Annotated in this window: 24 protein-coding genes; 6 read left to right on the top strand and 18 right to left on the bottom strand. The window is 66.2% G+C overall.

Annotation, left to right across the window (positions count from 1 at the left end; genetic code table 11):
* Nucleotide 1 precedes the first annotated feature (1 nt).
* Nucleotides 2-958 carry a PhoH family protein gene (locus ACLBKS_RS00690; RefSeq protein WP_410190877.1) on the top strand — a complete coding sequence of 319 codons (957 nt, stop codon included), beginning with the start codon at nucleotides 2-4 and terminating at the stop codon, nucleotides 956-958.
* Nucleotides 955-1,446: an rRNA maturation RNase YbeY gene (ybeY, locus tag ACLBKS_RS00685; RefSeq protein ID WP_410190876.1), complete on the top strand. Its 492-nt coding sequence runs from the start codon at nucleotides 955-957 to the stop codon at nucleotides 1,444-1,446. Before ACLBKS_RS00690 ends, ybeY begins: the two co-directional genes overlap by 4 nt.
* 22 nt (nucleotides 1,447-1,468) lie before the next feature.
* On the opposite strand, the gene ACLBKS_RS00680 is transcribed toward ybeY, so the two are convergent.
* The 3 genes from ACLBKS_RS00680 to dtd form a co-directional block, all read right to left on the bottom strand.
* Nucleotides 1,469-1,870, bottom strand: coding sequence for a PIN domain-containing protein (locus tag ACLBKS_RS00680; RefSeq protein WP_410190875.1), 402 nt, complete (start codon nucleotides 1,868-1,870; stop codon nucleotides 1,469-1,471).
* A complete protein-coding gene (locus ACLBKS_RS00675; protein WP_410190874.1) occupies nucleotides 1,867-2,187 on the bottom strand; it encodes a type II toxin-antitoxin system VapB family antitoxin in 321 nt (106 codons plus the stop codon). The genes ACLBKS_RS00680 and ACLBKS_RS00675 overlap by 4 nt, the downstream gene beginning before the upstream one ends.
* 61 nt (nucleotides 2,188-2,248) lie before the next feature.
* On the bottom strand, nucleotides 2,249-2,776 hold the full coding sequence (dtd, locus tag ACLBKS_RS00670) for a D-aminoacyl-tRNA deacylase (protein ID WP_410190873.1): 528 nt from the start codon (nucleotides 2,774-2,776) through the stop codon (nucleotides 2,249-2,251).
* A 22-nt stretch (nucleotides 2,777-2,798) separates the two neighbouring features.
* On the opposite strand from dtd, the gene ACLBKS_RS00665 reads away from it, so the two are divergent.
* A complete protein-coding gene (locus tag ACLBKS_RS00665) occupies nucleotides 2,799-3,191 on the top strand; it encodes a c-type cytochrome (RefSeq protein ID WP_410190872.1) in 393 nt (130 codons plus the stop codon).
* A 132-nt stretch (nucleotides 3,192-3,323) separates the two neighbouring features.
* Here ACLBKS_RS00665 and ACLBKS_RS00660 read toward each other — a convergent pair whose 3' ends face one another.
* Entirely contained in the window at nucleotides 3,324-4,943 is a 1,620-nt protein-coding gene (locus ACLBKS_RS00660; protein WP_410191425.1) for an ABC transporter permease, read from the bottom strand.
* A 196-nt stretch (nucleotides 4,944-5,139) separates the two neighbouring features.
* Between ACLBKS_RS00660 and ACLBKS_RS00655 the strand changes: the two genes are divergently transcribed.
* A complete protein-coding gene (locus ACLBKS_RS00655) occupies nucleotides 5,140-6,219 on the top strand; it encodes an ABC transporter ATP-binding protein (RefSeq protein ID WP_410190871.1) in 1,080 nt (359 codons plus the stop codon).
* A gap of 62 nt (nucleotides 6,220-6,281) precedes the next feature.
* On the opposite strand, the gene ACLBKS_RS00650 is transcribed toward ACLBKS_RS00655, so the two are convergent.
* From ACLBKS_RS00650 to ACLBKS_RS00605, 10 genes are all read right to left on the bottom strand, one after another.
* Nucleotides 6,282-7,478 (bottom strand): M48 family metallopeptidase, encoded by a 1,197-nt coding sequence (locus ACLBKS_RS00650; protein WP_410190870.1) that lies wholly within the window; start codon nucleotides 7,476-7,478, stop codon nucleotides 6,282-6,284.
* A 70-nt stretch (nucleotides 7,479-7,548) separates the two neighbouring features.
* Entirely contained in the window at nucleotides 7,549-8,763 is a 1,215-nt protein-coding gene (locus ACLBKS_RS00645; RefSeq protein WP_410190869.1) for a YjgN family protein, read from the bottom strand.
* 194 nt (nucleotides 8,764-8,957) lie between these two features.
* Nucleotides 8,958-9,794, bottom strand: a complete 837-nt coding sequence (locus ACLBKS_RS00640) for a lysophospholipid acyltransferase family protein (protein WP_410190868.1) — start codon at nucleotides 9,792-9,794, stop codon at nucleotides 8,958-8,960.
* Nucleotides 9,791-11,113, bottom strand: a complete 1,323-nt coding sequence (locus tag ACLBKS_RS00635; RefSeq protein WP_410190867.1) for a dihydroorotase — start codon at nucleotides 11,111-11,113, stop codon at nucleotides 9,791-9,793. The genes ACLBKS_RS00640 and ACLBKS_RS00635 overlap by 4 nt, the downstream gene beginning before the upstream one ends.
* A gap of 21 nt (nucleotides 11,114-11,134) precedes the next feature.
* Complete coding sequence (locus tag ACLBKS_RS00630) at nucleotides 11,135-12,097, bottom strand: aspartate carbamoyltransferase catalytic subunit (protein WP_410190866.1); 963 nt, start codon at nucleotides 12,095-12,097, stop codon at nucleotides 11,135-11,137.
* 37 nt (nucleotides 12,098-12,134) lie between these two features.
* Nucleotides 12,135-12,656, bottom strand: coding sequence for a bifunctional pyr operon transcriptional regulator/uracil phosphoribosyltransferase PyrR (gene pyrR / locus ACLBKS_RS00625; protein WP_410190865.1), 522 nt, complete (start codon nucleotides 12,654-12,656; stop codon nucleotides 12,135-12,137).
* Nucleotides 12,653-13,075, bottom strand: a complete 423-nt coding sequence (gene ruvX / locus ACLBKS_RS00620) for a Holliday junction resolvase RuvX (RefSeq protein WP_410190864.1) — start codon at nucleotides 13,073-13,075, stop codon at nucleotides 12,653-12,655. Before ruvX ends, pyrR begins: the two co-directional genes overlap by 4 nt.
* 209 nt (nucleotides 13,076-13,284) lie before the next feature.
* On the bottom strand, nucleotides 13,285-13,986 hold the full coding sequence (locus ACLBKS_RS00615; RefSeq protein WP_410190863.1) for a YqgE/AlgH family protein: 702 nt from the start codon (nucleotides 13,984-13,986) through the stop codon (nucleotides 13,285-13,287).
* A 96-nt stretch (nucleotides 13,987-14,082) separates the two neighbouring features.
* Nucleotides 14,083-17,535 carry an Hpt domain-containing protein gene (locus tag ACLBKS_RS00610; RefSeq protein WP_410190862.1) on the bottom strand — a complete coding sequence of 1,151 codons (3,453 nt, stop codon included), beginning with the start codon at nucleotides 17,533-17,535 and terminating at the stop codon, nucleotides 14,083-14,085.
* A gap of 95 nt (nucleotides 17,536-17,630) precedes the next feature.
* On the bottom strand, nucleotides 17,631-17,783 hold the full coding sequence (locus ACLBKS_RS00605) for a rubredoxin (protein WP_006298126.1): 153 nt from the start codon (nucleotides 17,781-17,783) through the stop codon (nucleotides 17,631-17,633).
* 161 nt (nucleotides 17,784-17,944) lie between these two features.
* Here ACLBKS_RS00605 and ACLBKS_RS00600 point away from each other — a divergent pair, with 161 nt between their 5' ends.
* Nucleotides 17,945-18,895, top strand: a complete 951-nt coding sequence (locus tag ACLBKS_RS00600) for a hydroxymethylpyrimidine/phosphomethylpyrimidine kinase (RefSeq protein ID WP_410190861.1) — start codon at nucleotides 17,945-17,947, stop codon at nucleotides 18,893-18,895.
* A 101-nt stretch (nucleotides 18,896-18,996) separates the two neighbouring features.
* Nucleotides 18,997-20,313, top strand: coding sequence for a glutamate-1-semialdehyde 2,1-aminomutase (gene hemL, locus ACLBKS_RS00595; protein ID WP_410190860.1), 1,317 nt, complete (start codon nucleotides 18,997-18,999; stop codon nucleotides 20,311-20,313).
* 55 nt (nucleotides 20,314-20,368) lie between these two features.
* Here the strand turns inward: hemL and ACLBKS_RS00590 are convergent, their stop codons facing one another.
* The 4 genes from ACLBKS_RS00590 to ACLBKS_RS00575 form a co-directional block, all read right to left on the bottom strand.
* Nucleotides 20,369-20,773, bottom strand: coding sequence for a type II toxin-antitoxin system VapC family toxin (locus tag ACLBKS_RS00590; protein WP_410190859.1), 405 nt, complete (start codon nucleotides 20,771-20,773; stop codon nucleotides 20,369-20,371).
* Nucleotides 20,774-20,775: 2 nt separating this feature from the next.
* Nucleotides 20,776-21,003: a CopG family transcriptional regulator gene (locus ACLBKS_RS00585; protein ID WP_410190858.1), complete on the bottom strand. Its 228-nt coding sequence runs from the start codon at nucleotides 21,001-21,003 to the stop codon at nucleotides 20,776-20,778.
* Between the two features lie 63 nt (nucleotides 21,004-21,066).
* Entirely contained in the window at nucleotides 21,067-22,668 is a 1,602-nt protein-coding gene (gene purH, locus ACLBKS_RS00580; RefSeq protein ID WP_410190857.1) for a bifunctional phosphoribosylaminoimidazolecarboxamide formyltransferase/IMP cyclohydrolase, read from the bottom strand.
* Between the two features lie 25 nt (nucleotides 22,669-22,693).
* Complete coding sequence (locus ACLBKS_RS00575) at nucleotides 22,694-22,930, bottom strand: Fis family transcriptional regulator (protein WP_410190856.1); 237 nt, start codon at nucleotides 22,928-22,930, stop codon at nucleotides 22,694-22,696.
* Between the last annotated feature and the right edge of the window lie 73 nt (nucleotides 22,931-23,003).

Genomic DNA, 23,003 nt, shown 5'->3' with positions numbered 1-23,003 from the left:
AATGATCCTGCGCCACGACTTCACCCCGCCCAACAACACGCGCCTGGCCAACCTCTGCGGCCCGGCCGACGAGCACCTGCGCACCCTCGAAGACGCGTTGCAAGTCAAGATCGCCCACCGGCACGAACAGTTCAAGATCGACGGCGCGAAGAAGCCCGCGCAACGTGCGCTGGAAGTGCTGCAGGCCCTGTACGAAATCGCCGCGCGCCCCGTGCAGTCGGACCATGTGCAGCTCATGCTCGCGGGTGACGGCAGCATGGCGCTGGATGAAGGAGGTGAAGTACTGCACACGCGCAGGCAGGATCTGCGCGCGCGCACGCCCAATCAGGCGCTCTACATGGAGAGCATCGCCAACCACGACATCACCTTCGGCATCGGCCCCGCCGGCACGGGCAAAACCTACCTGGCCGTGGCTGCGGCCGTCGACGCGCTGGAACGCAGCGCCGTGCAGCGCATCGTGCTCACCCGCCCGGCCGTCGAAGCCGGGGAACGCCTGGGCTTCCTGCCCGGCGACCTGACGCAAAAGGTGGACCCGTACCTGCGCCCGCTCTACGACGCGCTCTATGACCTGATGGGTTTCGAGAAAGTGCAGAAAGCCTTCGAGCGCAACGCGCTGGAAATCGCGCCCCTGGCCTTCATGCGCGGGCGCACACTGAACAACGCCTTTGTCATCCTGGACGAAGCGCAGAACACCACGCCCGAGCAGATGAAGATGTTCCTCACCCGCATTGGTTTTGGCGCGCGCGCGGTCGTCACCGGTGACGTGAGCCAGATCGACCTGCCCAAGACGCAACTCAGCGGCCTGGTCGATGCCGAGCGCGTGCTCAAGCGCGTCAAGGGCATCGCCATCTGCCGCTTCACCAGCGTTGACGTGGTGCGCCACCCCCTGGTCGCGCGCATTGTCGATGCCTACGACAAGCGCAAGACGGAATCGGCACGCAGTGGAGACCGTGCATGAAAGCCTCAAAACCCGTTCGCGTTAAGTCTGTCGAAACGTCGCTGCCCACGCTCACCCTCTCGCTGCAGTTCAGCACCGCCGTACCAGCCGCACACAAGAAGCTGCTCAGCAAGGCCCGCGTCACGCGCTGGATGCGCATGGCCCTGTTGCGTGACGCCGAGATCACCGTGCGCGTCGTCGGCGCCGCCGAAGGCCGTGCGCTCAACCGCGACTACCGGAACAAGGACTACGCCACCAACGTCCTGACCTTCGACTACACGCAAGAACCCGTCGTCACCGCCGACCTCGTGCTCTGCGCGCCCGTGGTGGCGCAAGAGGCGAAAGAGCAGAACAAGACCTTGGAAGAACACTACGCCCATCTGCTGGTGCACGGCACCCTGCATGCGCAGGGCTACGACCATGAGACCAGCGAAAGCGACGCGCTGGAGATGGAGGCGCTGGAGGTGTTGTTGATGGAAGGGATGGGATTCGGGAATCCGTACGAGTAAGCGGCGGCGCGGGATAGGCTTCTCAAGCCCGCCACACACGCAGTCCCCAGCCTTCAGCGGCGTCGAAGTCCGCATCGTCATGCAGCAGGGCCACTCCCTCATGAATGCACCAGCTGGCAATCAGCAAATCCACGGTCTTGGCCAAGGTGACGCCTTTGGCCCGCAGTTTGCGATAGAGCGCCGCTGCGCGCAAGGCAGCGTCGATGCCGCCCAACGATGCGCAAGGAAACCGCAGCAGCATGGCCTGCACGCGAGCGGCATCCCGTTCGGTGCGACAGCCACGCACAACTTCCAAGGTGATCAAATCCGCAGTGATGACTTCCCGGCTCTGGTCGAAAAGCATGCCGCGCAAGCCATGAACGGCGGGCGTCAAGTCGCCGCGTAGATGGTCAATCCAGACGCTGGAATCGACCAGCACTGTCATGCGCGCTTCGCCTTGGCAGCCTTCGGGGCCAAGCGTTTCGTTGGTGAGCGCCCGGACTTGGAAGTCGCAGCGTATGCTGGAGAGGCAGGTTCGGCAGCTTGCCAGACAGCGCCGCGTGACGGCTTGTCGCGCCGCCATGCATCCAGGTCGCCCTGCCAATCGATCCGGCCGCCCAGCGCCAAGGCATCGGCGTACGCCCGGCGACGTTGCGCCAACATGCGCAAACCCGCCTCCACCGTCTCACGCTTGGTCGCGTAGCCGCCCGCCTGCATGGCCGCAGCCATGAGTTCGTCGTCAATGTCGATGTTGGTGCGCATGGTCGAGCCTGACAGATGATGTGTATGTACATGAAAATTCTACACATTTGCCGTGGCAGCGCTACTGCATGCGCATCGGCACTGTCACCGGCCCATCGTTCACCAGATGCACCTGCATGTCCGCCGCAAACTGCCCGGTCTGCACGATGGGATGTGAACTCCGCGCCTGGACCACGAAATAGTCGTAGAGCCTGCGCCCCTCATCCGGCGGCGCGGCATTGGTGAAGCTGGGCCGGTTGCCGCTGGAGGTATCGGCAGCCAGGGTGAACTGGCTGACGATGAGCAGGCCACCACCGACATCCACCACGCTTTTGTTCATCTTCCCGGATTTGTTCGCCCCCACGCTCCCCACTGCGTGTGGTTCGCTGCCCCCCGAGGGGGCCGGGTCGGCTTGGGGCGGCCCGGCGCCGACCCCATCATCACTGAATATCCGCAGCTTGAGGATCTTGGCCAGCAGCTTGTCGGCCACGGCCTCGTTGTCGCCGCGCTCGGCGCAGAGCAGCACCAGCAGGCCTTGCTGGATGGAACCGACGGTCTGGCCCGCGACGTCGACGCGGGCTTCTTTCACACGTTGCAGTAAAGCGAGCATGAGAAGGTTTATAACCCGGCCCATGCTGAACCGCCCCCGATCCACCGCGCTGCTGACGGGCCTGCTGCTTCTGGCCCAAGGCTGCACCTCAACAGGCGATGCGAAGGCGCAGGCGCCACAAGGGGCCGAGGCTCGTGCACCGGCCATTCAGAGCGCGGCGCCGCCCGAGTTCAGCCTGACGCGTCAGCGCGCCCTGGCCGCGGTCTGCGCGACCTGCCACGGCACCGAGGGCCGCCCGCTGAAGGATTCGCTCATCGCACCCCTGGCCGCCTTGCCTCGGGGGTACATGGCGCAGCAGCTGCGCGCCTTCCGCGATGGCAGCCGGCCGTCGACCGTGATGCAGCAGATCACCCTGGGTCTGACGGAAGTGGAGATCGAAGCCGTCGCCTTTTACTACTCGACACTCAAGCGCTGAGCGTGGGTTGCCGAACCCAGGTCGTTCGACTCCGATCTGCTCGCCTCGTGCCTGCAGGTTCAATGCAGGACCGACCGATCGTCGGGCTTCTACGTGCCTCGGCGGGCCTCGGCCAGACAGGACGTTCAGAGTTCAACCCTGCTTCGTACGCAAGGCTCGGCTCAGCATCACCACGGGAATCAAGCCCACCAGCACCAAGGCCAGCGCAGGCAAGGCCGCCTCGCCCAGGCGCTCGTCGCGCGCGAGCTGGTAGGTCACTACCGCCAGGGTATCGCTGTTGAAGGGGCGTAGCACCAGGGTGGCAGGCAGTTCCTTCATCACGTCCACGAAGACCAGCAGGGTCGCCGCGATCAGCGGACGGCGCAGCAGCGGGCCGTGCACGCGCGTCAGCAGACCCCAGCCGCCCGCGCCCAACAGGCGCGCGCTGTCGTCCAGGCTGGGCGGGATGCGCGCATAGCCGCTCTGCACCGACTCCAAGGCCACGGCGGTGAAACGTACCAGGTAGGCCCAGACGATGCCCAACGACGTGGCCGTGATCCAGTACGAGAGGCTGTTGCTCGGCCAGTTCGTCTGCACCCAGCCCACGGGCAGCAGCAAACCGACCACGACCACGGCCCCCGGCACGGCGTAGCCCAGGCCCGCGATGCGCGCCACGCCACGCGTCAGCGGGTCGGGTTGGCGGCGCAAGGCGAAAGCCAGTAACAGAGCCACGGCCACGGCCAGCACGGCCGCGATCAGGCCCAAGCGCACGCTGTTGGCGGCCCAGCCCAGAAAGCGGTCCCAGGGCAGGTCGGCCCAGTTGCCCAGCAGCGGGTGCAACATGAAGAGCACGGGCGCGACAAAGCCCATGAGGATGGGCAGCGCGCAGACCAGCCAGGCAGCCCACGAACCGCCGCGCCGCCCCTCCAAGCTGACCGGCCGCGCCTGTTCGCCCGAAGCCGCTGCGCCACCCGCGCCGCCGCGCGCCGTGACGAAACGCAGGCGAGCGCGCGAGCGCTGTTCCAGCCACAGCAACAGGGCGACTGCGCCCAGCAACAAGGTGGCCAATTGCGCGGCGGCGATGCGGTGGTCCATGGCCAACCAGGCCTTGTAGATGCCTGCGGTGAAGGTCTGGATGCCGAAGTAACTGGACACGCCAAAGTCGGCCAGCGTCTCCATCAAGGCCAGGGCCACGCCCGCGGCCACCGCTGGCCGTGCCAGCGGCAGAGCCACGGCGCGCACGCGCGCCCCCAGAGGCGCGCCTAGGAGGCGGGCGGCCTCCATCAGGTGAGCGGCACGTTCGGCCAGCGCGGTGCGCGCCAGCAGATAGACATAGGGATACAGGGTGAACGTCAGCACCCAGGCCGCACCCCAGACGTTGCGGATCTCGGGGAACATGCGGCCTTGGCCGCCGGTCAACGCCCGCAGCGCCTCCTGAAACGCGCCGCTGTACTGCAGAAAGTCGGTGTACGCGTAAGCCACCACATAGGCCGGCATCGCCAGGGGCAGCAGCAGCGCCCACTCGAAAAAGCGCCGCCCTGGAAAATCAAACAGGGTGACGACGGCCGCCGTCGCCAGCCCCACCACGGTCACGCCCAGCCCCACCAGCGCGCACAGCAGAAGCGTCGTCCTGACGTACTGCGGCAAAACGGACGCGGCCATCTCGCGCACGACGTCCAGCGCACGCACGCCGTCTTCCAAGCCGCCCACACCCATCCAGCGGGTCAGATCGCCCGGCCACCAGGCTGCGAACAAGGCCAAGACCGGCAACATCAGCAAGGCGATGAGCGCCAGCAGCAGGAAGGGTCGCCCCCAGGACAGGTGCCGGGACCATGCGGATGACAGGCGAAAAACAGGCACGTGAAGTGGGTGGGAATGGGCGACGGGGACGGACTTGGGCGAAGCACGCCCCGGGGCCAGAAGGCCGCCCGAGGCAATTGAGAATTGTACGTATCTACAATGCCTCCCCATGTTCCTGGAAGTCCAAGACCTTGATGTGCGCTACGCGGGCAACCGACAGTCCGCTGTGCGCGGTGTATCGCTGCAACTGAACGCGGGTGACATCGGCGTGCTGATCGGCCCCTCAGGCTGCGGCAAGACCACGCTGCTTCGCGCCGTGGCGGGACTGGAACAGGTCCACAGCGGCGAGATTCGTCTGCAAGGCCGGGTGGTGGGCAGCGCGGGTCTGCAACTCCCTCCCGAGGAACGTCGCATCGGCATGGTGTTCCAGGACTACGCGCTCTTCCCTCATCTGAGCGTGGCGCGCAACGTGGGCTTTGGCCTGGAACACCTCAAGCCACGACCGAGCGCCGCCGAGCGCCATGCCCGCGTGCACGAGGTGCTGGCCCTGGTGGGCCTGGAAGGCTACGAGGCGCGCTACCCGCATGAACTCTCGGGCGGTCAGCAGCAACGGGTGGCGCTGGCCCGCGCACTGGCGCCGCGACCCCAACTGCTGCTGCTGGACGAGCCCTTCTCTAACTTGGACGTGGACCTTCGTGAGCGCCTCGCGCATGAGGTGCGCACCATCCTCAAGGCGGCGCAGGCCACGGCCTTGTTCGTCACGCACGATCAGCTCGAGGCCTTCGCCATCGGCGACCGCATCGGCGTCATGCACGAGGGCCGGTTGCACCAGTGGGCCGACGCTTACACGCTGTACCACCGGCCCGCCACGCGCTTCGTGGCGGACTTCATCGGCCATGGCGTGTTCGCGCCCGCGACCGTCAGCGAGGTCAATGGCCGGGTCGTCGTGCAGACGCCCCTGGGGGAACTGAGCGAGGTGAACTCCAGCCACTTCGCCGATGCCCGGCCGGGCGAGGGCCGCGACATCCTGCTGCGGGCGGACGACATCGTGCACGACGACGGCTCGCCGGTGAAGGCGGAAATCGTGCGCAAGGCGTTCCGGGGCGCGGAGTTCCTCTACACCCTGCGCCTGGCCAACGGCCAGACCGTGCTGGCCCACGTGCCCAGCCACCACGACCACCGCATTGGCGAATGGATCGGCATCCGGCCCGAGGTGGACCATGTGGTGACATTCCCGGCCCGGAACTGAACGCGCGCCAGGCCACGCTCGCGCGCATCCGTGGGGCACCGGCGCGCGCGGACTCTGTCGGCTCAGCGCGCGGCGGCTTCGGTAAAGAAGCGGATGCGCTCCGCGTCCGCCGGATGGCTGGCCAGGGCGATGGGTAACTCCCCCCGCTCTCGTTTGCGCGTTTCCTGCTGCAGGGCCTGCAACCGTTCGAAGAACACCACCATGGCCTGAGGCGACAAGCCGCTCGCTCGCAGCAGGCGCACGGCCTCGGCGTCGGCTTCGCGCTCCGCACCCCGTGAATAGTCCATTTGCGCCAACAATAAGGGGACCGCGCCGAGCAGGCTGCTGAAGTCGCCCACCACCACCGAAACCGCGGCCGAGGCCAGCGTCAGGCGCGCCAGGGACTGCATGCCGTGGCGCATGCGCACGTGGCCGTACTCATGACCCAGCACGCCGAGCAAGGCGTCGTCGCGCCCCTCCAGCAGCTGCACCAGTTCGTCGGTGACGATGATGTGACCGCCCGGCAGCGCCAACGCGTTGGGGGCGATGCCGCGTCGGCTGTTCTTGCCCTTGCCATTTGGGCCATTGTTTGAGGAGTCCTTGCTTGTGGGGTCCATGTTGGTGGGGTCCGTCCCCGCGGCACCCGCCTTGGGTACACCCGCGCGGAAATGCAAAGTCCATGGCACGGGCACCTCGTCCATCGCCCGCACGGCCTGATCAAAGGCAGCGCGCAACTCGGCCTGGCGCGGCTCGGGCAAGGCGCTGGGAGACAGCAGGTGCGCGTCCAGGCTGCGCAAGGCTTCCGCGCCCAGCGCTTCGTCCACCTGCGCGGGCACGACGCGCAGGAGTTGCACCGCCACCCAGGGTACCCCCCAGCGGTAACCGGCGACCAGCACCCCCACGAGCAACACCAGCGCCAGCAGCACGCCGCGCCAATGCGACTGCGCACGCACCACCCAACTGTCCCGATGGCCGATGGCGGCGCGCCAAGCGTCAAAGGCAACCGCATCCACCACTTGCAGGGAACCGCCGCTGTCCAGCAGGATGACCCGCTGGCCATGGCGCGTGCGCTCGGGCCACTGCACCTGATTCAGGGGCCAGCGGGCGATTGCCACCTCGCTCGCCACGCCGACCCCAGGCGGGTCGTTCGGTTCCCGTTCAACGCCCCAGGCGCACAGTTCGCTCGCTTCCACAGTCAGTCGCACGGACTGGGGCCGCGCGCTGCGGCCGTCGAAGTACAGCGCCTCGATGGACGGCGGGAGCGGGGTGACAGCGGGCATGGTGTCGATCAACCTAGGGTCTGTTCACACAAATTTCCCGAGTGCGAACGGGGAGCGAACAGGCCCTGGCTCAGAGACCGAAGTCCAGACCGAACAAATCACCCGCCGCATCGCCCGTGGCGGTGGCCGCATTCGCGTCGTGCGCGGCCACCAACTCGTCCATGTCGGCGGTGGCGAGCAGGGTCACCGCCTCCAGCCGCAAGCGGGCATTGGCCACTTTGGCGTAAGGGTGGTAGAGCCCCAGCGTCACCAACGTCAGCAGCCAGTTCTTGAACCAGAGTTGGATCAGCGCGCCCGCCGGGAGCGCGCTGCGGAAGGCCAGGCCGGGACTGCGCGTGCCGTTCCAGGTCAGGTTCTGCAAGCGCGCGACGAAATATCCACCCACCACGCACAAAATCAGCAGATAGCCCCCCATCACCAAGGCGGTGATCGCCCACGGCATGGACAAGACTTGCGACTTACCCAAGCCAAAGATCGCGAGCGCACCCGCCAGGAAGAGCAATACGGCATAGAGCAAGGCCACGCCAAATAAGCGATAGAACTTGCCCGCGCCAACATCGAAGGTTGTCTGCTCACTGGCAATCGCCAAATGGGCTTGCTGATAGCGCCTGTGCAGCCAGAACCCGGCGGGTATCAAGGCCAGGCCCACCGGGTAGGCCAGCAAAATCAAGATCAGCGCATGACTTTGAAGCACCTTAGAAGTTGAAGTGGCCAAGGTGATCCCGATGACAAACACCGCGAGCACGGCGTACAGCAGTGCAAACGCGCCATAGGCGCCACCCCGCGTGCCCGTGAACCGCAGACGCAGACCGCGCCATCCCGTATTGGCCAAACTGAATCTCAAGGAGGCGTGCCACAAGAAAGGCCACGCCAGCATGAGGAACGCAAAAGCCAACAAACCGGCGATTGGCGAGACTTTGCCTGCCATGTTGTACAGAACGACCAGCAGCGCCGCCAAGACATACCCCCGGAACATCGCCCAAGGCTTGCCGTGAAAAGACAGAGGGTGCCCACCCACCTCGGTCGCGCCGTAGAAGTACTTCAGGCGCCGCGTCTTGGCGAAGGGGTAATACAACCCCAGCGTGACCAGCGTGAGCAGCAGGTTGACGATCCAGATGCGGAAATACTCGCTGCCCGAACCGACGAAACGGACGCCCAGTTCGGCGGGGCCTTGCGCCAACCCGGGTGCTTCAGCCACGTCCTCTTGGATCGCTCTGATTTTTTGAGTCTGTCCCGTCTTTTGAGACTGTTCCATCTCATTGATCTCTTCTTCGAAGCTCCGCATCTCGGACTCTCCCTAACTGTTGAAACAGGATTCATTGTCTCTGGTGCGGCCCAGGCCTCAGGGCCGCGAATCCGAAACAGTCCGTAAGACTGCCTGACGCCTCGCCATGCCCACCTTGCGACACAACGACCTTCGGGCCCCAGGGCCCAGCTGGTCCGCCATGGGTCCGCCGTGGGTCCGCCATTGATCCGTATTCAGGGAACTTCTTTCTTGCTGTCGAAGGCATGCCCCTCACGCAGGCGGATGACGTCGTCTCGCAAGGCGTCTGCCCAGCCTCGGCGATCACGTCCCTGCGCGGTTTGCGGCGCGCCATAGGTCACGCGCACCACCAAGCCCTTGGAACGCGCGGTGCGCCAAGCCGTGTCGAGCAAGGAGTCCTCACCGATGTAGCAGGGTGCCAGGCTGCGTTCGCCTCGACTGTCCAGAAAATCCAGGGCCACGGGCTGCACGGGGACATCGGCGCTGATGGCGGCCTGCAGCAAATTGGCATGGAAGGGCAGCAGGGTTTGGCCATCGCTGGTCGTGCCCTCGGGAAAGACAGCCAGCACCTCGCCCGCGCGCAGGCGCTCCGCCATGTGCTGGACCACGCGCATCGCGTCGCGCCGAGATTCGCGCTGAATGAACAACGTGCCCGCGCCCGCGACCAGCCGTCCCACCAGGGGCCAGCGCTGGATGTCGGCCTTGGCGACGAAGCGGCAATAACGCGCCGCGTGCAGGCTCATGATGTCCAGCCAAGAGATGTGGTTGGAAGCCAGCAGCAACGGACCGGGCGAAACCACGTCACCGCGCACTTCCACGCGCAGCCCCAGGTGGCGCAACAAAGCGCGAGCCCAGACCTGCACATGCTGCTCCCGACGCTCCTCGCTCAGGCGAGGAAAGCGCACGACCACGATGAACAGGCCATGGAAGAGGTGCAAAAAAGCACGCAGCAGGCGCCAACTGGCGCGCAGCCGCGAGACCTGGCTGGACTTGCGCCGCCCCACGTCAGATGGGCTTTGGCCAGGCAGCTTCGTCTGAACTTGCTGCGTCATGCGCCGGGTCTGCCTGCCGCTCCATCGCCTTGGTAGGCGATCTGCCCGCCCACCACGGTGCAGCGCACACGCCCAGGCAACTCATAGCCGGCAAAGGGGGTGTGCTTGCCTTGGCTGTGCAGGGTCTCGGGTGTCACCGACCAAGCCCCACGGGGATCGAACAGACACAAGTCGGCCACGCCGCCCACGCTGAGCTTGCCGATGCTGGCCTGCAGCGTGCCCAAGGCAGCGCCCAGCACGCGCGCGGGTTCGCTGCTCAGCACGGCAAGCGCACGGCCCAACCCCGGCGCACCCAAAGTCTCGCCCCACTTGAGGGCCAGGCTCAACAGCAGCTCCACGCCGGTCGCTCCGGGTTCGGCCGAGGCGAAGGGCAGCATCTTGGCGTCCTCGTCCACGGGCGTGTGGTCGGACACGAGGGCATCGATGGTGCCGTCGGCCAATGCGGCGCTCAGGGCGTCACGGTCGCTGCTCTGGCGCAGCGGCGGCGTCAGGCGCGCGCGGCTGTCGAAGTACCCGATATCGGTATCACACAGGTGCAGGCTGTTGACGCTCACGTCGCAGGTGATGGGCAGGCCTTCGGCCTTGGCCTGGCGCACCAGGGCCACGCCGGCCGCGCTGGAGATGCGGCTCAGATGGACGCGGCAGCCCGTGTTGCGGACCAACTCAAAAATCGTGTGCAGGGCAATGGTCTCGGCCGCCACCGGCACGCCGGACAGACCCAGCCTTGTGGCCAGCGCGCCGCTGGCGGCCACGCCCTGCCCCAGGTGGTAGTCATCCGGTCGCAACCAAACCGTGTAGCCAAAGGTGGCCGCATACAGCAGGGCACGCTGCAGCACCTGAGTGTTCAACAGCGGGACGTCGGCCTGACCAAAGGCCACGCAACCGGCTTCGGTCAACTCAGCCATCTCCGTCAGGCTCTCGCCTTGGAGACCGCGCGTGAGCGCGCCGATGGGGAAGACACGCGCCTGGTGCAGCTTTTCGGCGCGGAACTTCAGCATTTCCACCAGGCCGGGCTCATCCAACACGGGGTCGGTGTCGGGCGGGCACGCCAGGCTGGTCACGCCACCCGCGACGGCCGCCGCCATCTCGCTTTCCAGCATGCCCTCGTGCTCGTGCCCGGGCTCGCGCAGGCGCACGGCCAAATCCACGAGGCCGGGCGCGACCACGAGGCCGCGCGCGTCGATCACGCGATCAGGTGAAAAATCGGCCGAGACCGGCCCGATGCCCACGATGCGTCCCGCCGCGATCGCCACGTCGGCGATCCGGTCCGTCTTGCTGGCGGGGTCGATGACACGACCGCCTTGAATCAACAGTTTCATGCGATGCCCTTGTTCCGACCTTCAGTTCGCCACATTGCCCGCGACGATGCTCATCACCGCCATGCGCACCGCGATGCCGAAGGTGACCTGCGGCAGAATGACGCTCTGCTTGCCATCCACCACCGCCGAGGCGATTTCCACGCCGCGGTTGATGGGGCCCGGGTGCATGACGATGGCGTCGGGCTTGGCGAGTTGCAGCTTCTCGGGCGTGAGTCCGAAGCTCTTGAAGAACTCCTGGCTGCTGGGCAGCAGCGCGCCGCTCATGCGCTCGTTCTGCAGGCGCAGCATGATGACGACGTCGGCGTCCTTGATGCCTTCTTCAAGCGTGTGGCAGACACGCACGCCCATGGGCGCCATGCTCGCGGGCACCAGGGTCTTGGGGCCGACCACGCGCACTTCGGCGCAGCCCAGGGTGGTCAGCGCGTGGATGTCGGAGCGCGCCACGCGCGAGTGCAGCACGTCACCCACGACGGCCACCGTGAGGTTGCTGAAGTCCTTCTTGTAGTGCCGGATGGTGTACATGTCCAGCAGGCCCTGCGTGGGGTGGGCATGCCGCCCGTCACCCGCGTTGACCACGTGCACATGCGGCGCGACATGCTGGGCAATCAGGTAGGGCGCGCCCGACTCGCTGTGCCGCACGACGAACAAGTCCGCCGCCATGGCGCTCAGGTTGGCGATGGTGTCGAGCAAGCTCTCGCCCTTGCTGGCCGAGGAACGCGCGATGTCGAGGTTGATGACGTCGGCGGACAGGCGCGTCGCCGCGATCTCGAAGGTGGTGCGCGTGCGCGTGCTGTTTTCGAAGAAGAGGTTGAACACGCTCTTGCCGCGCAGCAGCGGCACCTTCTTCACTTCGCGGTCGCTCACGCTGACAAAGTTCGCGGCGGTGTCCAGGATGTGCGTGAGGATGTCACGCGGCAGCCCTTCGGTGGAGAGCAGATGGATCAGCTCGCCGTTCTTGTTGAGTTGGGGGTTGCGGTGTTTCATGGTGGTTATGGCGACCCGTGATGGTGTGCGTCGGCGCTCAGGCGCTTTCCACGCGGAAGCTGAAGCGGCCATCCTCGCCGCGCGCCAGTTGCAGCAGGCGGTCGTCCGGCACGCTGACGCGCGCGGCGGCGTAGTCGGCGGCCACAGGCAGCTCGCGCCCGCCCCGGTCCACCAGCACGGCCAGTTGCACGCTGGCCGGACGGCCATAGTCGAACAGCTCGTTGAGCACGGCGCGGATGGTGCGCCCGGTGTAGAGCACATCGTCCAGCAGGAGGATGCGCGCCTGATTCACGTCGAAGGGCAGCACGGTCTGTGCTGAACTGCTCAGGCCCCGGCGCGCGAAGTCGTCGCGGTGCATGGCCGAGGAGATGACGCCATGCTTGCCCTCCAGCTGCAAGTCGCCCTGCAGGCGCTCGGCCAGCCAGGCGCCGCCAGACGTGACGCCGACCAGCCGGGTCTGCGGTGTGACCAGACTGCGCACGCCCTTGAGCAGTTCGCGGTAGAGGGCTTCCGCGTCCAGAAACAAGGCGCCCGTCCCGCCCGACTCCACAGTGCTCATTCCAGATTCCTCAAAAATTGTTCCAGGATGACGCAGGCCGCGCCCGCATCGGCATCGAAACGCTTGTGACCTCCGCCCTCGGCGATGGCTTCCGTGGTGCTGTAGCGCTCGTCGACCTCGTGCACCGGCAGACCAAAACGACCGCGGAGCTGGCGCGCGAACTTGCGCGCGCGCTCGGTATTGTCGTGCGCCGCGCCATCGGGATGGAAAGGCACGCCCACCACCAACGCGTCAGGTTGCCACTCGCGGATGCGCGCCGCGATCTGCGTGAAGCGCGCGTCGCCCTCGGCGCGGATGGTGGCCTGGGGCTGGGCCTGCTTCAGCAAACGGTTGCCCACGGCGACGCCGGTGCGCTTGAGGCCGAAGTCCAGGGCCAGGAAGGTCTGCTGCTCGGAGGGGATCGAGGTCGTGGCATTCATGTCACGCCCGCTTGCGCGCCAGAAGCCCAAGCGGGGAACGCCGTAGAACCGGCTTTGCCGGGCTACTGGCGTTGCCCCCTGCAAGGGGCTGAGGGCTACGGCTCCAAGCCTGCCTGCGCAGGCTTGGACAGACGGAAGAGCCCGCGCCTCTGGCGCCGGCACGTGGGGCGAAGCGACACGAAGTGCGCGCAGCCTGGGGATGTGCCATATCACGCGTGCCCCGCGTCGGGTGACAGCATCCAGGCCTCCAAGCCCAGCAGGGCCAGCGCCTTCTCATAACGCTGCTCGATCGGCGTGTCGAAGATCAGCGCCATCATGCGCGCGGATTCAACCTGCACGGTCAGCCAGCTGTTCTCACCGATCTCGGACTCCAGTTGGCCTTGCGCCCAGGCCGAGTAGCCCAAGGAAATCAGCACCCGGTTCGGGCCCGCGCCGTTGGACAGCGCCTCGAGCACATCACGCGAGGTGGTCATTTCAAGCGCGGCCCCCGGAATGACCAAGGTCGAGGCGTAGACCGCGTCGGACGGACCTTCCTCGCGATCGTTCGGCGCTTCGGGCGCCGCATCGTGCTGACCGTCGCGCGGCACCGCAGCCCAGGCCGCGGGGGCCTCCACGCCTGGACTCAAGGCGTCGTGCAGCACGAAACCCCGCTCGGTCTGGACCGGACCGCCCTGGAACACCGGTGCGTCGCGGAGGTCGGCCCGCCCCAAGGGCAGGTCGACTTTCTCAAACAGGTGCTGCAGCGTGATGTCGGTGGCTTTGTTGATCATCAGCCCCAGCGCGCCCCGCTCGCTGTGCTCGCAGAGGTAGACCACGCTCTTGGCGAAGAAGGCATCCCCCAAACCCGGCATGGCGATCAGGAAATGATTCGTCAGGTTGATGCTGTCTTCGGAAGCGCGGTCTTGGGCCATGGCCGGATTTTAGTGGGCCGGGTCGCTCGCATCGCCAACTGCGACGCCCTTCACGCTAGGACCAGCTCACACTTGAGAAACGAGTGAGCGCAGGCCCTAGGCGCCGCTCTCGTCGTCGAGTTCGCGCAGATCGTCCTCCAACTCGCCCAGCGCCTCTTGCAAATGACGCTGGACGGTGGCGATCTCCTTGAGCGCCTCGGGCGGCAAACCGGCCGATTTGAGGTAGGTGCGCAGGCGCTCGAGCATGAGGTCCAACTCATGCAGGCCGCCATGCACCTCGTCCACGCGCGCCTCCAGGCGCTGGCGCAGGGTCCGGGGTGCCGGAGGATCGGTGCCATAGGCCGCCTCCGGCAAGGTGTCATAGCCCCATTCGTTGTGAGAGGGGGTGCGCGGCGCGGCCCCGTCCTGCGCGGCGGGCGTGAAGAGATCCGGCTCGTCCGACACCAGGCTCTGACTGCCCGACTGCGCCTGAGCGTCGGCCGTCTCCTCGGCCGCGAACGCGGAGGGTGACGCAGGCGCGAGCAAGACCGGCGCCTCGATGCCCGCGGCGGCGGCCAGCTCGTCCAGCAAGCCGGGCTCGGGCATCTTCAGCTCTCCGGCAGCCAACTGGTGCAAGAGGTAGCGGATGTCCTCCGCCGCCAGCAGGAAGATGCGCGCTGCTTCGCTGGTCGGCACCTGCAATTCGCGCTCGCCGCGCGACTGCATCATGGCCTGCTCCAAGGTGCGCGCCAGCGTGGCAATCGCTTCCAGGCCCAGCGCCGTCGCGCTACCCGCCAGGGCATGCGCCAGCGCGAGCAGGTTGACGGGCAAGGCCCGGCGGACTTGATGGCCGAGGTCCAGTGCCCACTCGTTCAGCCCCGCGCTGAGCAGGCGCGACCACTCGTCCGCCTCGCTCACGAAAGCCTGGTAGTCCGCCAGCGGCAGACGCAAGGGACCGATCTGCTTGAACTGCGCCTCCCGTTCCAAGAACCGGTTTTGACGGAAGGGCGGGGGCTCTGACTCCGGCGCCGCGCCAGGCATCACGATCACGGGGTCTGCGGCGTCAGCCGGTGACACCCGTGCTGGAGTATCCAGCGCGGGTTCCTCCAGGTCAGTGCGCGCCCCAGAGTCCGCGTCCGCGTCTTCATCGGCATCGGCATCGGTGGAGGTGTCCGTCGGCGAGGAGGTTTGCAGACTCAAGGCCGCGGCCGCTTGCCGCAGGGCCTCGGCCAAGGGTTCCGGCTCGCGTCCTGCGGCCAAATCCTCGACCCACAAGCCGATCTGATGCAGCGCCTCCAAGGCCAGATGAAGCACCTCCGGACGAGCACCCGCTCCTTCTGCGCTGGACAGGAAAGGCCGCAGGACCTCAACGGCCTCGGCCAGTTCCCCCGCCTGGCTCAAGCCGTCGGCCTGCTCACGCAGGGCGGCCTCGGCCAACTGCGTGAACACCTCGGCCAGGGGACCATCACCCTCCGCAGCATGGACCGACGCCGCCTCGGGGGTCGTGTCGAACATGCCGGCCAATTGACCCGCCACGACGTCCAAGCCCTCGTGGACGGCTTGGCGCGCGGTGGTCAGGAAGGCTTCGTGTCTGGCCGTGTCGTCTGCGGCCTGGGTGAGCACGGGCAAGCTGTCCAGCGGCGGGGCAGCTGTTTCCCCGATGTCCAAGTCCCGGGCGGCGTCGCCCGGTTCGCCGTCCCTTCCCTGCGGCTCGACGGATTGCGAAGGCGGGGCCTCGCCTTGGACGACGGGTTCCGTGGACATGGAGGGTTCGTCGAGCGGCAACTCGCTGTGGCTGCCAACAGCGCCGTCACCCTGATGATGTTCAGGGCCATCGTGGTGGGCCTCATCCCCCGTGGCGCCAGGTTCCTCATCCAGACGCGGCTCGGATTGCGCAAACGACTCCAGCACCGTGAGCGGTTTGGGCGCCCAGGCAGGCTCGGTCTGCCTCGGCACCGACGGCATGGTGGACGCAGGATGCGGCGCCGAGACCCGGAAAGGATGGCCTTCGTGCTCCAGTTCGATCAGCGGCTGGAACACGGATTCGGTGGGCGCGGGCAAGCCCAGCAACTCCGCCATCCAAGGCTGGAAGGGCTCGGCCGGTTCGTCCAGGCCGCTTTCGGCCGCATCCACAGCGCGGTCGATGCGCAGGGCCAGCAGATCACCCCGCTCCTGCTTGAGCATGTCTTCCGCCGGATCCAGGTCTTCGTAGGCGGCGTCCAGGAAGCACAGCGCCAGATCCACTTCGGTGGCCAACCGTGCTCCGGACAAGGAGGGTCGCCAGGACGCGGCACGGGCAATGTAGTCGGCCGCTTGCAGCAAGGCGCGCACGAGTTCGCGCCGCTCAGGCTGCAAGGTCAGCAGGGACACCCCCAGCTGGCTGAAGAGAGCCGTCAACGCCTCGAAGCGGTGGCTGTCCGGGATGCTGTTGGGATACAGCAGGTCCGGCTCGGTGTTGAAGTCAGCCCAGCCTTCGAGCGCCGCGCGGATGCGCTGACGCGCCTGCGCCAGCGCGGTGGGGTCGAAACGTCCGTAGCGCTGGGCTTCGTAGTTGACGGGTTGGGCCTCGTCAAGGCCATAGAGGCGGCGCACCGTGGCCAACACGGGGGCGGCTTGCGCTGCCGTGAGCAAGTTGGGAGGCGCGGCCTGGGCACAGAAAAACAGCAGGTCCTGCGCCAGACCGTCGGCCACATCCACCTCGGCGCCCGACAGTTGCCGTGAAAACGCGCTGTACTGCAACAAGACGCGGCTGGCCGTGCGCTTGACGTAGACATCGGCCGCGATCAGCTCCAAGGCCAAGGCCTCGAAGTAAGCAGACGCGAGTTGCCAGAAGGCGCGCCGATGCAATGGGGTCTCGCCCGCAGCCAGGCCCAGGGCGATGTCACGCAAGGGCAAGGCTGCGGCACCACCACCGGCTTTGACCATCTGCAGCAGAGCCACGTCCATGCGGGAACGCAGCGCTGGCGCATAGGCCAACGGTTCGGCCTTGAGGGCCGCGCGCGCGGCCTTGTCGGCCCGCGTGCCGTCGATCCAGGCCCAGGCCTGCGGAGCCGCCAAGGGAGTACGCGCGTCCGCCGGGGCGCCCTCCAAGGGGAACTCCACCGGGGGCACGGGGCGGACCGTCGAGGTCGGGGGTGTCCAAAGCTCCGCGGGGTGCACGCGCTCCTCGCCGAGCAGCATCAGCAGCTCACGGTATTGGGGAAACAGGGCCACGGCCGAGACTTGCTTGCCGCGCGCGAGCGCGGCCAGGTGCTCGATCACGGCATCGCTGGCGCGTTCGACCGCGGCGGCCGAGGCCTCGCTCAAGGATGGGGGGTGGGCGGCATGGCTCTGCACCAGCGAGGCCATGGCGTAGAGCAACTTGGCGGAGCCGCTGAAAGGCTCCAGGGCGGTGGCGCAACGCAGCAGTCGATCACGCACCTCGGGCAGGCTGGCCAGCTCGGGGGCTAGGCCCGTGCCTGCCACGCCCCCTGTCGCGCGCTCATGCAGTAGCCTGCGCAGCGACCGGCCCGTCGCGTCCAGCGTGACGCGCAGTTCTTCCTGCAGTACGGCGCTGGGGATGGGCGACATGGCGGAAGGACGTCCTTTCTGACTCGTGCGAAACGGGCTGCCTCAAGGGAGTCCCGTGGCGCGGATTGTCGCCGCTGCGCCGCCCGTCGCGCGAATCAGATTTGCACCATCTCGAAATCTTCCTTGCGCGCGCCGCATTCCGGACAGGTCCAGTTCATGGGAACGTCGGCCCAGGCGGTGCCCGGGGCAATGCCGTGCTCGGGATCACCTTGGGCTTCGTCGTACATCCAGCCGCAGATCAGGCACATCCAGGTTTTGTTGTTGTCACTCACAGCTTGCAACTTTCTCTCTATAGAATTGAATCGAAACGCGCGAGAGCCGCTGATCTGTTCCAGCTTACCCGCCAAGGTAAGCGCAACAGCCGCAACCTTCACGCACTATTCTGCCTGATGAACTTCACAGGTCAGCCATGCAAATCCCCGAAACAGACACCCGCGCGCAAGACCAGGAATTGGGCGAACAGCAGCCACCTTGCGTGTTGGTGTTCAACGCCAATGACCCCAGCGGTGCTGGCGGCATTTCAGCCGACATCACCGCCATGGCCTCGGTGGGCGCGCATGCGCTGCCCGTGCTGACGGGCGCTTACGCACGCGACACGGCGACGACTTTTGACCACTTTCCCCTCGACGAGGAGGCCGTGGCCGAACAGGCGCGCGCGCTGCTGGAGGACGTGCAAGTGCAAACGATCAAGGTCGGGTTCGCGGGCACGCCCGAGAACCTGAGCACCATCGCCGAAATCGCGAGCGACTACGCCGAGACGCCCCTGATCGCCTACATGCCCAATCTATCGTGGTGGAACGAAGTGCAGATTGATCTGTATCAAGACGCCTTCGCCGAACTGCTCTTGCCGCAGACCACGATCCTCGTGGGCAACCACAGCACGCTGTCGCGCTGGCTGCTACCGGACTGGGAGAACGACAAGCCCCCGAGCGCGCGTGACATCGCTCGCGCCGCGGGCGAGCACGGCTCGGCCTACGTCCTTGTGACGGGCATTCCGGTGATCGACCCGTCCAACCCGGCCGAGCAACAAATCGACAACGTGCTGGCCTCGCCCGAGAGCGTGCTGGGCAGCCTGAAGTTCGAACGTTTCGAGGCCGCCTTCACCGGAGCGGGCGACACGCTGAGCGCGGCGTTGACCGCCCTGCTGGCTTCGGGCAACGACCTGGATGAAGCCTTCACCGAGGCCCTGGCCTACTTGGACCAGGCCCTGGATGCAGGCTTTCGACCCGGCATGGGCATGGTCATCCCCGAGCGCATGTTCTGGGCGCAAGGCGACGTCGACGTCAGCGAGATCGGCGTGGATGACGAAGAACGTCCTGTCGATGCGCTGGACCTTCCCCCCCACAGCACCCGGCATTGACCCCCTGGGGTGCTTCCACGCATCCCGTACCCGCATCGCGTCTGTCTCCGCAGTCACTCTCGTTTCAGTTTCAGTTTCAGTTTCCGTCTCCGCAAGTCACCATGTCCAGCCCCACCTCTACCGCCAGCCTCAACCCCGTCCTGTTCGAACGCGCCAAGCGCGTCATCCCCGGCGGGGTCAACTCGCCCGTGCGGGCCTTCCGTGCCGTGGGGGGCACGCCACGCTTCATCGCGCGCGCCCACGGCGCCTACATGTGGGACGCGGACGGCAAGCAGTACATCGATTACATCGGTTCTTGGGGGCCGATGATCCTGGGCCACGGCCACCCCGCCGTGCTGGAGGCCGTGCAGAAGGCCGCCATGGACGGCTTTTCGTTCGGCGCCCCGACCGAGCGTGAAATCGAACTGGCCGAGGAAATCCTCAAGCATGTTCCGTCGATGGAGATGCTGCGCTTGGTCAGCAGCGGCACCGAGGCGGGCATGAGCGCCATCCGCCTCGCGCGCGGCGCCACCAACCGTCCCAAGATCATCAAGTTCGAGGGCTGCTACCACGGCCACGCCGATTCGCTGTTGGTCAAGGCGGGTTCGGGCCTCGCCACCTTCGGCCACCCCACCAGCGCCGGCGTGCCGCCGGAAGTGGTGCAGCACACCCTGGTACTCGAATACAACAACGTTCAGCAGATCGAGGAAGCCTTCGCCCTGCATGGCAAGGACATCGCCTGCGTCATGATCGAGCCCATCGCAGGCAACATGAACTTCGTGCGCGCCTCCGTGCCCTTCATGAAGCGCTGCCGCGAACTTTGCACCCAGCACGGCGCGCTGCTCATCCTCGATGAAGTGATGACGGGTTTCCGCGTCGCGCTGGGCAGCGCGCAAAGCGTCTATGCGAAAGCCATCCCCGGCTTCCAACCCGATCTCACGGTGCTGGGCAAAGTCATCGGCGGCGGCATGCCGCTAGCGGCCTTCGGCGGCCCGCGCGCCATCATGGAACAGATGGCCCCACTTGGCCCCGTCTACCAGGCGGGCACGCTCAGCGGCAACCCCGTCGCCACGGCCTGCGGCTTGGCCACGCTCAAGGAAATTGCCCAGCCCGGCTTCTACGAGGCGCTAGCCAAGAAAACGCGTGTTCTGGTTGATGGCCTGCAAGCTGCCGCGAACCAGGCGGGCGTGCCGTTTGTGGGCGACTGCGAAGGCGGCATGTTTGGTTTCTTCCTGCTGCCTCAATTGCCTCAGAACTACGCCCAGGTCATGAAGACCGAGGGCGCCAAATTCAACGCGCTGTTCCACGGGCTGCTGGATCGCGGCGTTTACATCGCGCCCGCGTTGTATGAGGCGGGGTTTGTGAGCGCGGCGCACAGCGAGGCAGACATCCAGGCGACGGTGAATGCAGCGGAAGAAGTATTCAAGACATTGGCGTGAAGCATGGTGGGACATCAAGGCTAAGAGCCACCGCTGCTGGTGCAACAGCGGCAACTCACTCTCGATGCCAATCCACCCACTGCAGCCCCGCCACCCGCGAAAACTCCCGCGTTCTGCGGGTGACCAGCGTGGCTTGATGGCGTAAGGCCGTCGCGGCGATCAAGAGGTCCATGGGACCGATGGGCGTGCCCGCCGCTTCTAGCGTGGTACGCAGACGTGCGGCCTCAGTGGCGCACTCACTGTCAAACGGCAGCTTCTGCAGGGGACGCAGCAGTTGAGCCAAGGCAGCAAGGCGCGGTTCTGCCACTTCCTGCGGCAAACGCATCAAGCCATCACGCAACTCGTACTCCACCACCGCAGGCACCCCCACATCGGAAGGGGCCACGGCCTGCAGGCGCGGCACGACTTTCGGGTCACCCCGAAAGTCGTAGCTGATGGTGTTCGTGTCGAGAACGAGCACCGTCAGAAACCCATGCGCTGGGTATCGGCAGGCAGCGGTGGCAAGTCTTCACGCAGAGGGAAATCCGCGAACCGCCCGGCCAGCGCAATGCAGTCCTGCGGCCACTCGTGCGCGGCATGCTTGCATATCAGTTCCGCCACCCAGCGGCTTTTGGACACGCCATTGGCCTGCGCGGCCTGCTCGACCAGCGCCTGGGTTGCATCATCCAGGTAGAGCGTGATTTGGGACATGGCAGACACCTCCAATCCACATATATTTTCATTTATATGTGTGGCTCAGGGCTGCCACGCATTTCAATGCCGGAAATGCCGCACGCCCGAAAACACCATGGCGATGCCGCGCTCGTTCGCCGCATCGATGACTTCCTGGTCACGCATGCTGCCACCCGGCTGGATGACGCAGGTCGCACCCGCCTCGGCCACCACATCCAGGCCGTCGCGGAAGGGGAAGAAGGCATCGCTGGCCACGGCCGTGCCTTGGAGGCTCAGCCCTGCGTGCTCGGCCTTGATGCTGGCGATGCGGGCGCTGTCCAGGCGGCTCATCTGGCCCGCGCCGACACCCATGGTCATGCCACCGCTGCAGAAGACGATGGCGTTGCTCTTGACGAACTTTGCCACCTTCCAGGCGAAGAGCAGATCGTCGAGCTGCTGCGCGGTCGGCGCGAGTTTCGTGACGACCTTGAGGTCGTCACGCTGGAGTTCATGGTTGTCCGCGGTCTGGATCAGCAGACCCGAACCGACGCGCTTGACGTCGTGGCTGTTGAGGCCACGCTCCCAGGCGGTCTTGCCGTCGCGCTTCACGCCATCGAGTGAAATGGCGAGCACGCGCACATTGACCTTGCTCTTGAAGATCTCCAGCGCCTCGGGCGTGTAGCCCGGCGCCATCAGCACCTCGACGAAGTGCTTGTTGGCCACGGTGATCGCTTGCGCCACCGCGCCGTCCACGGTGCGGTTGAAGGCGAGGATGCCGCCGAAAGCGCTGGTCGGGTCGGTCTTGAAGGCCTTGCCGTAGGCCTCCAAGGCGTCCTGGCCGACCGCCACACCGCAGGGGTTGGCGTGCTTGACGATGACGCAGGCAGGCGCATCAAAGGTCTTCACGCATTCCCAGGCCGCGTCGGCGTCGGCGATGTTGTTGTAGCTCAACTCCTTGCCCTGCAACTGCTTGGCAGTGACCAAGGAGCCCGGCGCGGGGTACAGGTCGCGGTAGAAGGCGGCGGTCTGGTGCGGGTTCTCGCCGTAGCGCAGGTCCTGCAGCTTGACGAAGTTGCTGTTGGCCTGGCCCGCGTATTCGGCGGGCGCGGCGGGCTCGCCGCCCTCGCCAAGAATGACGGAAGACAGGTAGTTGCTGATGGCCGCGTCGTAGTTGGCGATGCGGTTGTAGGCGGCCACGCTCAGGGCGAATTTGGTCTTGTGGGTGATGCCACCGCTTTTCAATTCAGCGAGCACGCCCGCGTACTGCGAGGCGTCGGTCAGCACCGCCACATCCTTCCAGTTCTTGGCGGCGCTGCGCACCATGGCCGGGCCGCCAATGTCGATGTTCTCGATGGCGTCTTCCAGCGTGCAGCCGGGCTTAGCGACGGTGGCCTCGAAGGGGTAGAGGTTGACGGCCAGGATGTCGATGCGCGTGATGCCATGCTTTTGCATGGCGGCCACGTGCTCGGGCAGGTCCGCGCGTGCCAGCAAACCGCCGTGGATTTTCGGATGCAGGGTCTTGACGCGCCCGTCCAGCATCTCAGGAAAGCCGGTGTGCTCGGCCACTTCGGTCACGGGCAGACCAGCGTCGGCGAGGAGCTTGGCTGTGCCACCGGTGGACAGCAGCTTGACGCCGAGCGCGTTCAGTTCTTTGGCGAATTCGAGGATGCCGGTCTTGTCGGAAACGGAAAGCAGTGCTTGCATGGTGTCTATCGTTCGGTTCTGAAAATCATTTGAGCAATTTGTGCTCGACCAGCTTCTTGCGCAGGGTGTTGCGGTTCAGGCCCAGCCATTCGGCGGCGCGGGACTGGTTGTTCTCGGCGTGCGCCATCACCACCTCCAACAGCGGTTTCTCGACCACGCGCACCAGCATCTCGTACATGCCGTCGGGCTCGGCGCCACGCAGGTCCTTGAAATAGCTCTCCATGCTGTTGCGCACGCATTCTTCGATCTGCTTCTTGCTCATTGTTTTGGGCTCATTGTTCTTGGCACTTGCGTTCTGACTCGCGCATTCCTTCCCGCGCGCATCCCCGCTTCAC

The organism is Hylemonella sp. W303a, from assembly GCF_046452315.1.
Taxonomy (GTDB): domain Bacteria; phylum Pseudomonadota; class Gammaproteobacteria; order Burkholderiales; family Burkholderiaceae_C; genus Hylemonella.
This window is presented reverse-complemented; position numbering and strand designations above follow the sequence as displayed.

Excerpts from the sequence above, each read along its gene's own strand:
- ACLBKS_RS00690 (WP_410190877.1), top strand. The coding sequence starts at position 2 with ATGATCCTGCGCCACGACTTCACCCCGCCCAACAACACGCGCCTGGCC.
- ybeY (WP_410190876.1), top strand. The coding sequence starts at position 955 with ATGAAAGCCTCAAAACCCGTTCGCGTTAAGTCTGTCGAAACGTCGCTG.
- ACLBKS_RS00680 (WP_410190875.1), bottom strand. The coding sequence starts at position 1,870 with ATGACAGTGCTGGTCGATTCCAGCGTCTGGATTGACCATCTACGCGGC.
- ACLBKS_RS00675 (WP_410190874.1), bottom strand. The coding sequence starts at position 2,187 with ATGCGCACCAACATCGACATTGACGACGAACTCATGGCTGCGGCCATG.
- dtd (WP_410190873.1), bottom strand. The coding sequence starts at position 2,776 with ATGCTCGCTTTACTGCAACGTGTGAAAGAAGCCCGCGTCGACGTCGCG.
- ACLBKS_RS00665 (WP_410190872.1), top strand. The coding sequence starts at position 2,799 with ATGCTGAACCGCCCCCGATCCACCGCGCTGCTGACGGGCCTGCTGCTT.
- ACLBKS_RS00660 (WP_410191425.1), bottom strand. The coding sequence starts at position 4,943 with ATGTTGCCGGTCTTGGCCTTGTTCGCAGCCTGGTGGCCGGGCGATCTG.
- ACLBKS_RS00655 (WP_410190871.1), top strand. The coding sequence starts at position 5,140 with ATGTTCCTGGAAGTCCAAGACCTTGATGTGCGCTACGCGGGCAACCGA.
- ACLBKS_RS00650 (WP_410190870.1), bottom strand. The coding sequence starts at position 7,478 with ATGCCCGCTGTCACCCCGCTCCCGCCGTCCATCGAGGCGCTGTACTTC.
- ACLBKS_RS00645 (WP_410190869.1), bottom strand. The coding sequence starts at position 8,763 with ATGCGGAGCTTCGAAGAAGAGATCAATGAGATGGAACAGTCTCAAAAG.
- ACLBKS_RS00640 (WP_410190868.1), bottom strand. The coding sequence starts at position 9,794 with ATGACGCAGCAAGTTCAGACGAAGCTGCCTGGCCAAAGCCCATCTGAC.
- ACLBKS_RS00635 (WP_410190867.1), bottom strand. The coding sequence starts at position 11,113 with ATGAAACTGTTGATTCAAGGCGGTCGTGTCATCGACCCCGCCAGCAAG.
- ACLBKS_RS00630 (WP_410190866.1), bottom strand. The coding sequence starts at position 12,097 with ATGAAACACCGCAACCCCCAACTCAACAAGAACGGCGAGCTGATCCAT.
- pyrR (WP_410190865.1), bottom strand. The coding sequence starts at position 12,656 with ATGAGCACTGTGGAGTCGGGCGGGACGGGCGCCTTGTTTCTGGACGCG.
- ruvX (WP_410190864.1), bottom strand. The coding sequence starts at position 13,075 with ATGAATGCCACGACCTCGATCCCCTCCGAGCAGCAGACCTTCCTGGCC.
- ACLBKS_RS00615 (WP_410190863.1), bottom strand. The coding sequence starts at position 13,986 with ATGGCCCAAGACCGCGCTTCCGAAGACAGCATCAACCTGACGAATCAT.
- ACLBKS_RS00610 (WP_410190862.1), bottom strand. The coding sequence starts at position 17,535 with ATGTCGCCCATCCCCAGCGCCGTACTGCAGGAAGAACTGCGCGTCACG.
- ACLBKS_RS00605 (WP_006298126.1), bottom strand. The coding sequence starts at position 17,783 with ATGTGCCTGATCTGCGGCTGGATGTACGACGAAGCCCAAGGTGATCCC.
- ACLBKS_RS00600 (WP_410190861.1), top strand. The coding sequence starts at position 17,945 with ATGCAAATCCCCGAAACAGACACCCGCGCGCAAGACCAGGAATTGGGC.
- hemL (WP_410190860.1), top strand. The coding sequence starts at position 18,997 with ATGTCCAGCCCCACCTCTACCGCCAGCCTCAACCCCGTCCTGTTCGAA.
- ACLBKS_RS00585 (WP_410190858.1), bottom strand. The coding sequence starts at position 21,003 with ATGTCCCAAATCACGCTCTACCTGGATGATGCAACCCAGGCGCTGGTC.
- purH (WP_410190857.1), bottom strand. The coding sequence starts at position 22,668 with ATGCAAGCACTGCTTTCCGTTTCCGACAAGACCGGCATCCTCGAATTC.
- ACLBKS_RS00575 (WP_410190856.1), bottom strand. The coding sequence starts at position 22,930 with ATGAGCAAGAAGCAGATCGAAGAATGCGTGCGCAACAGCATGGAGAGC.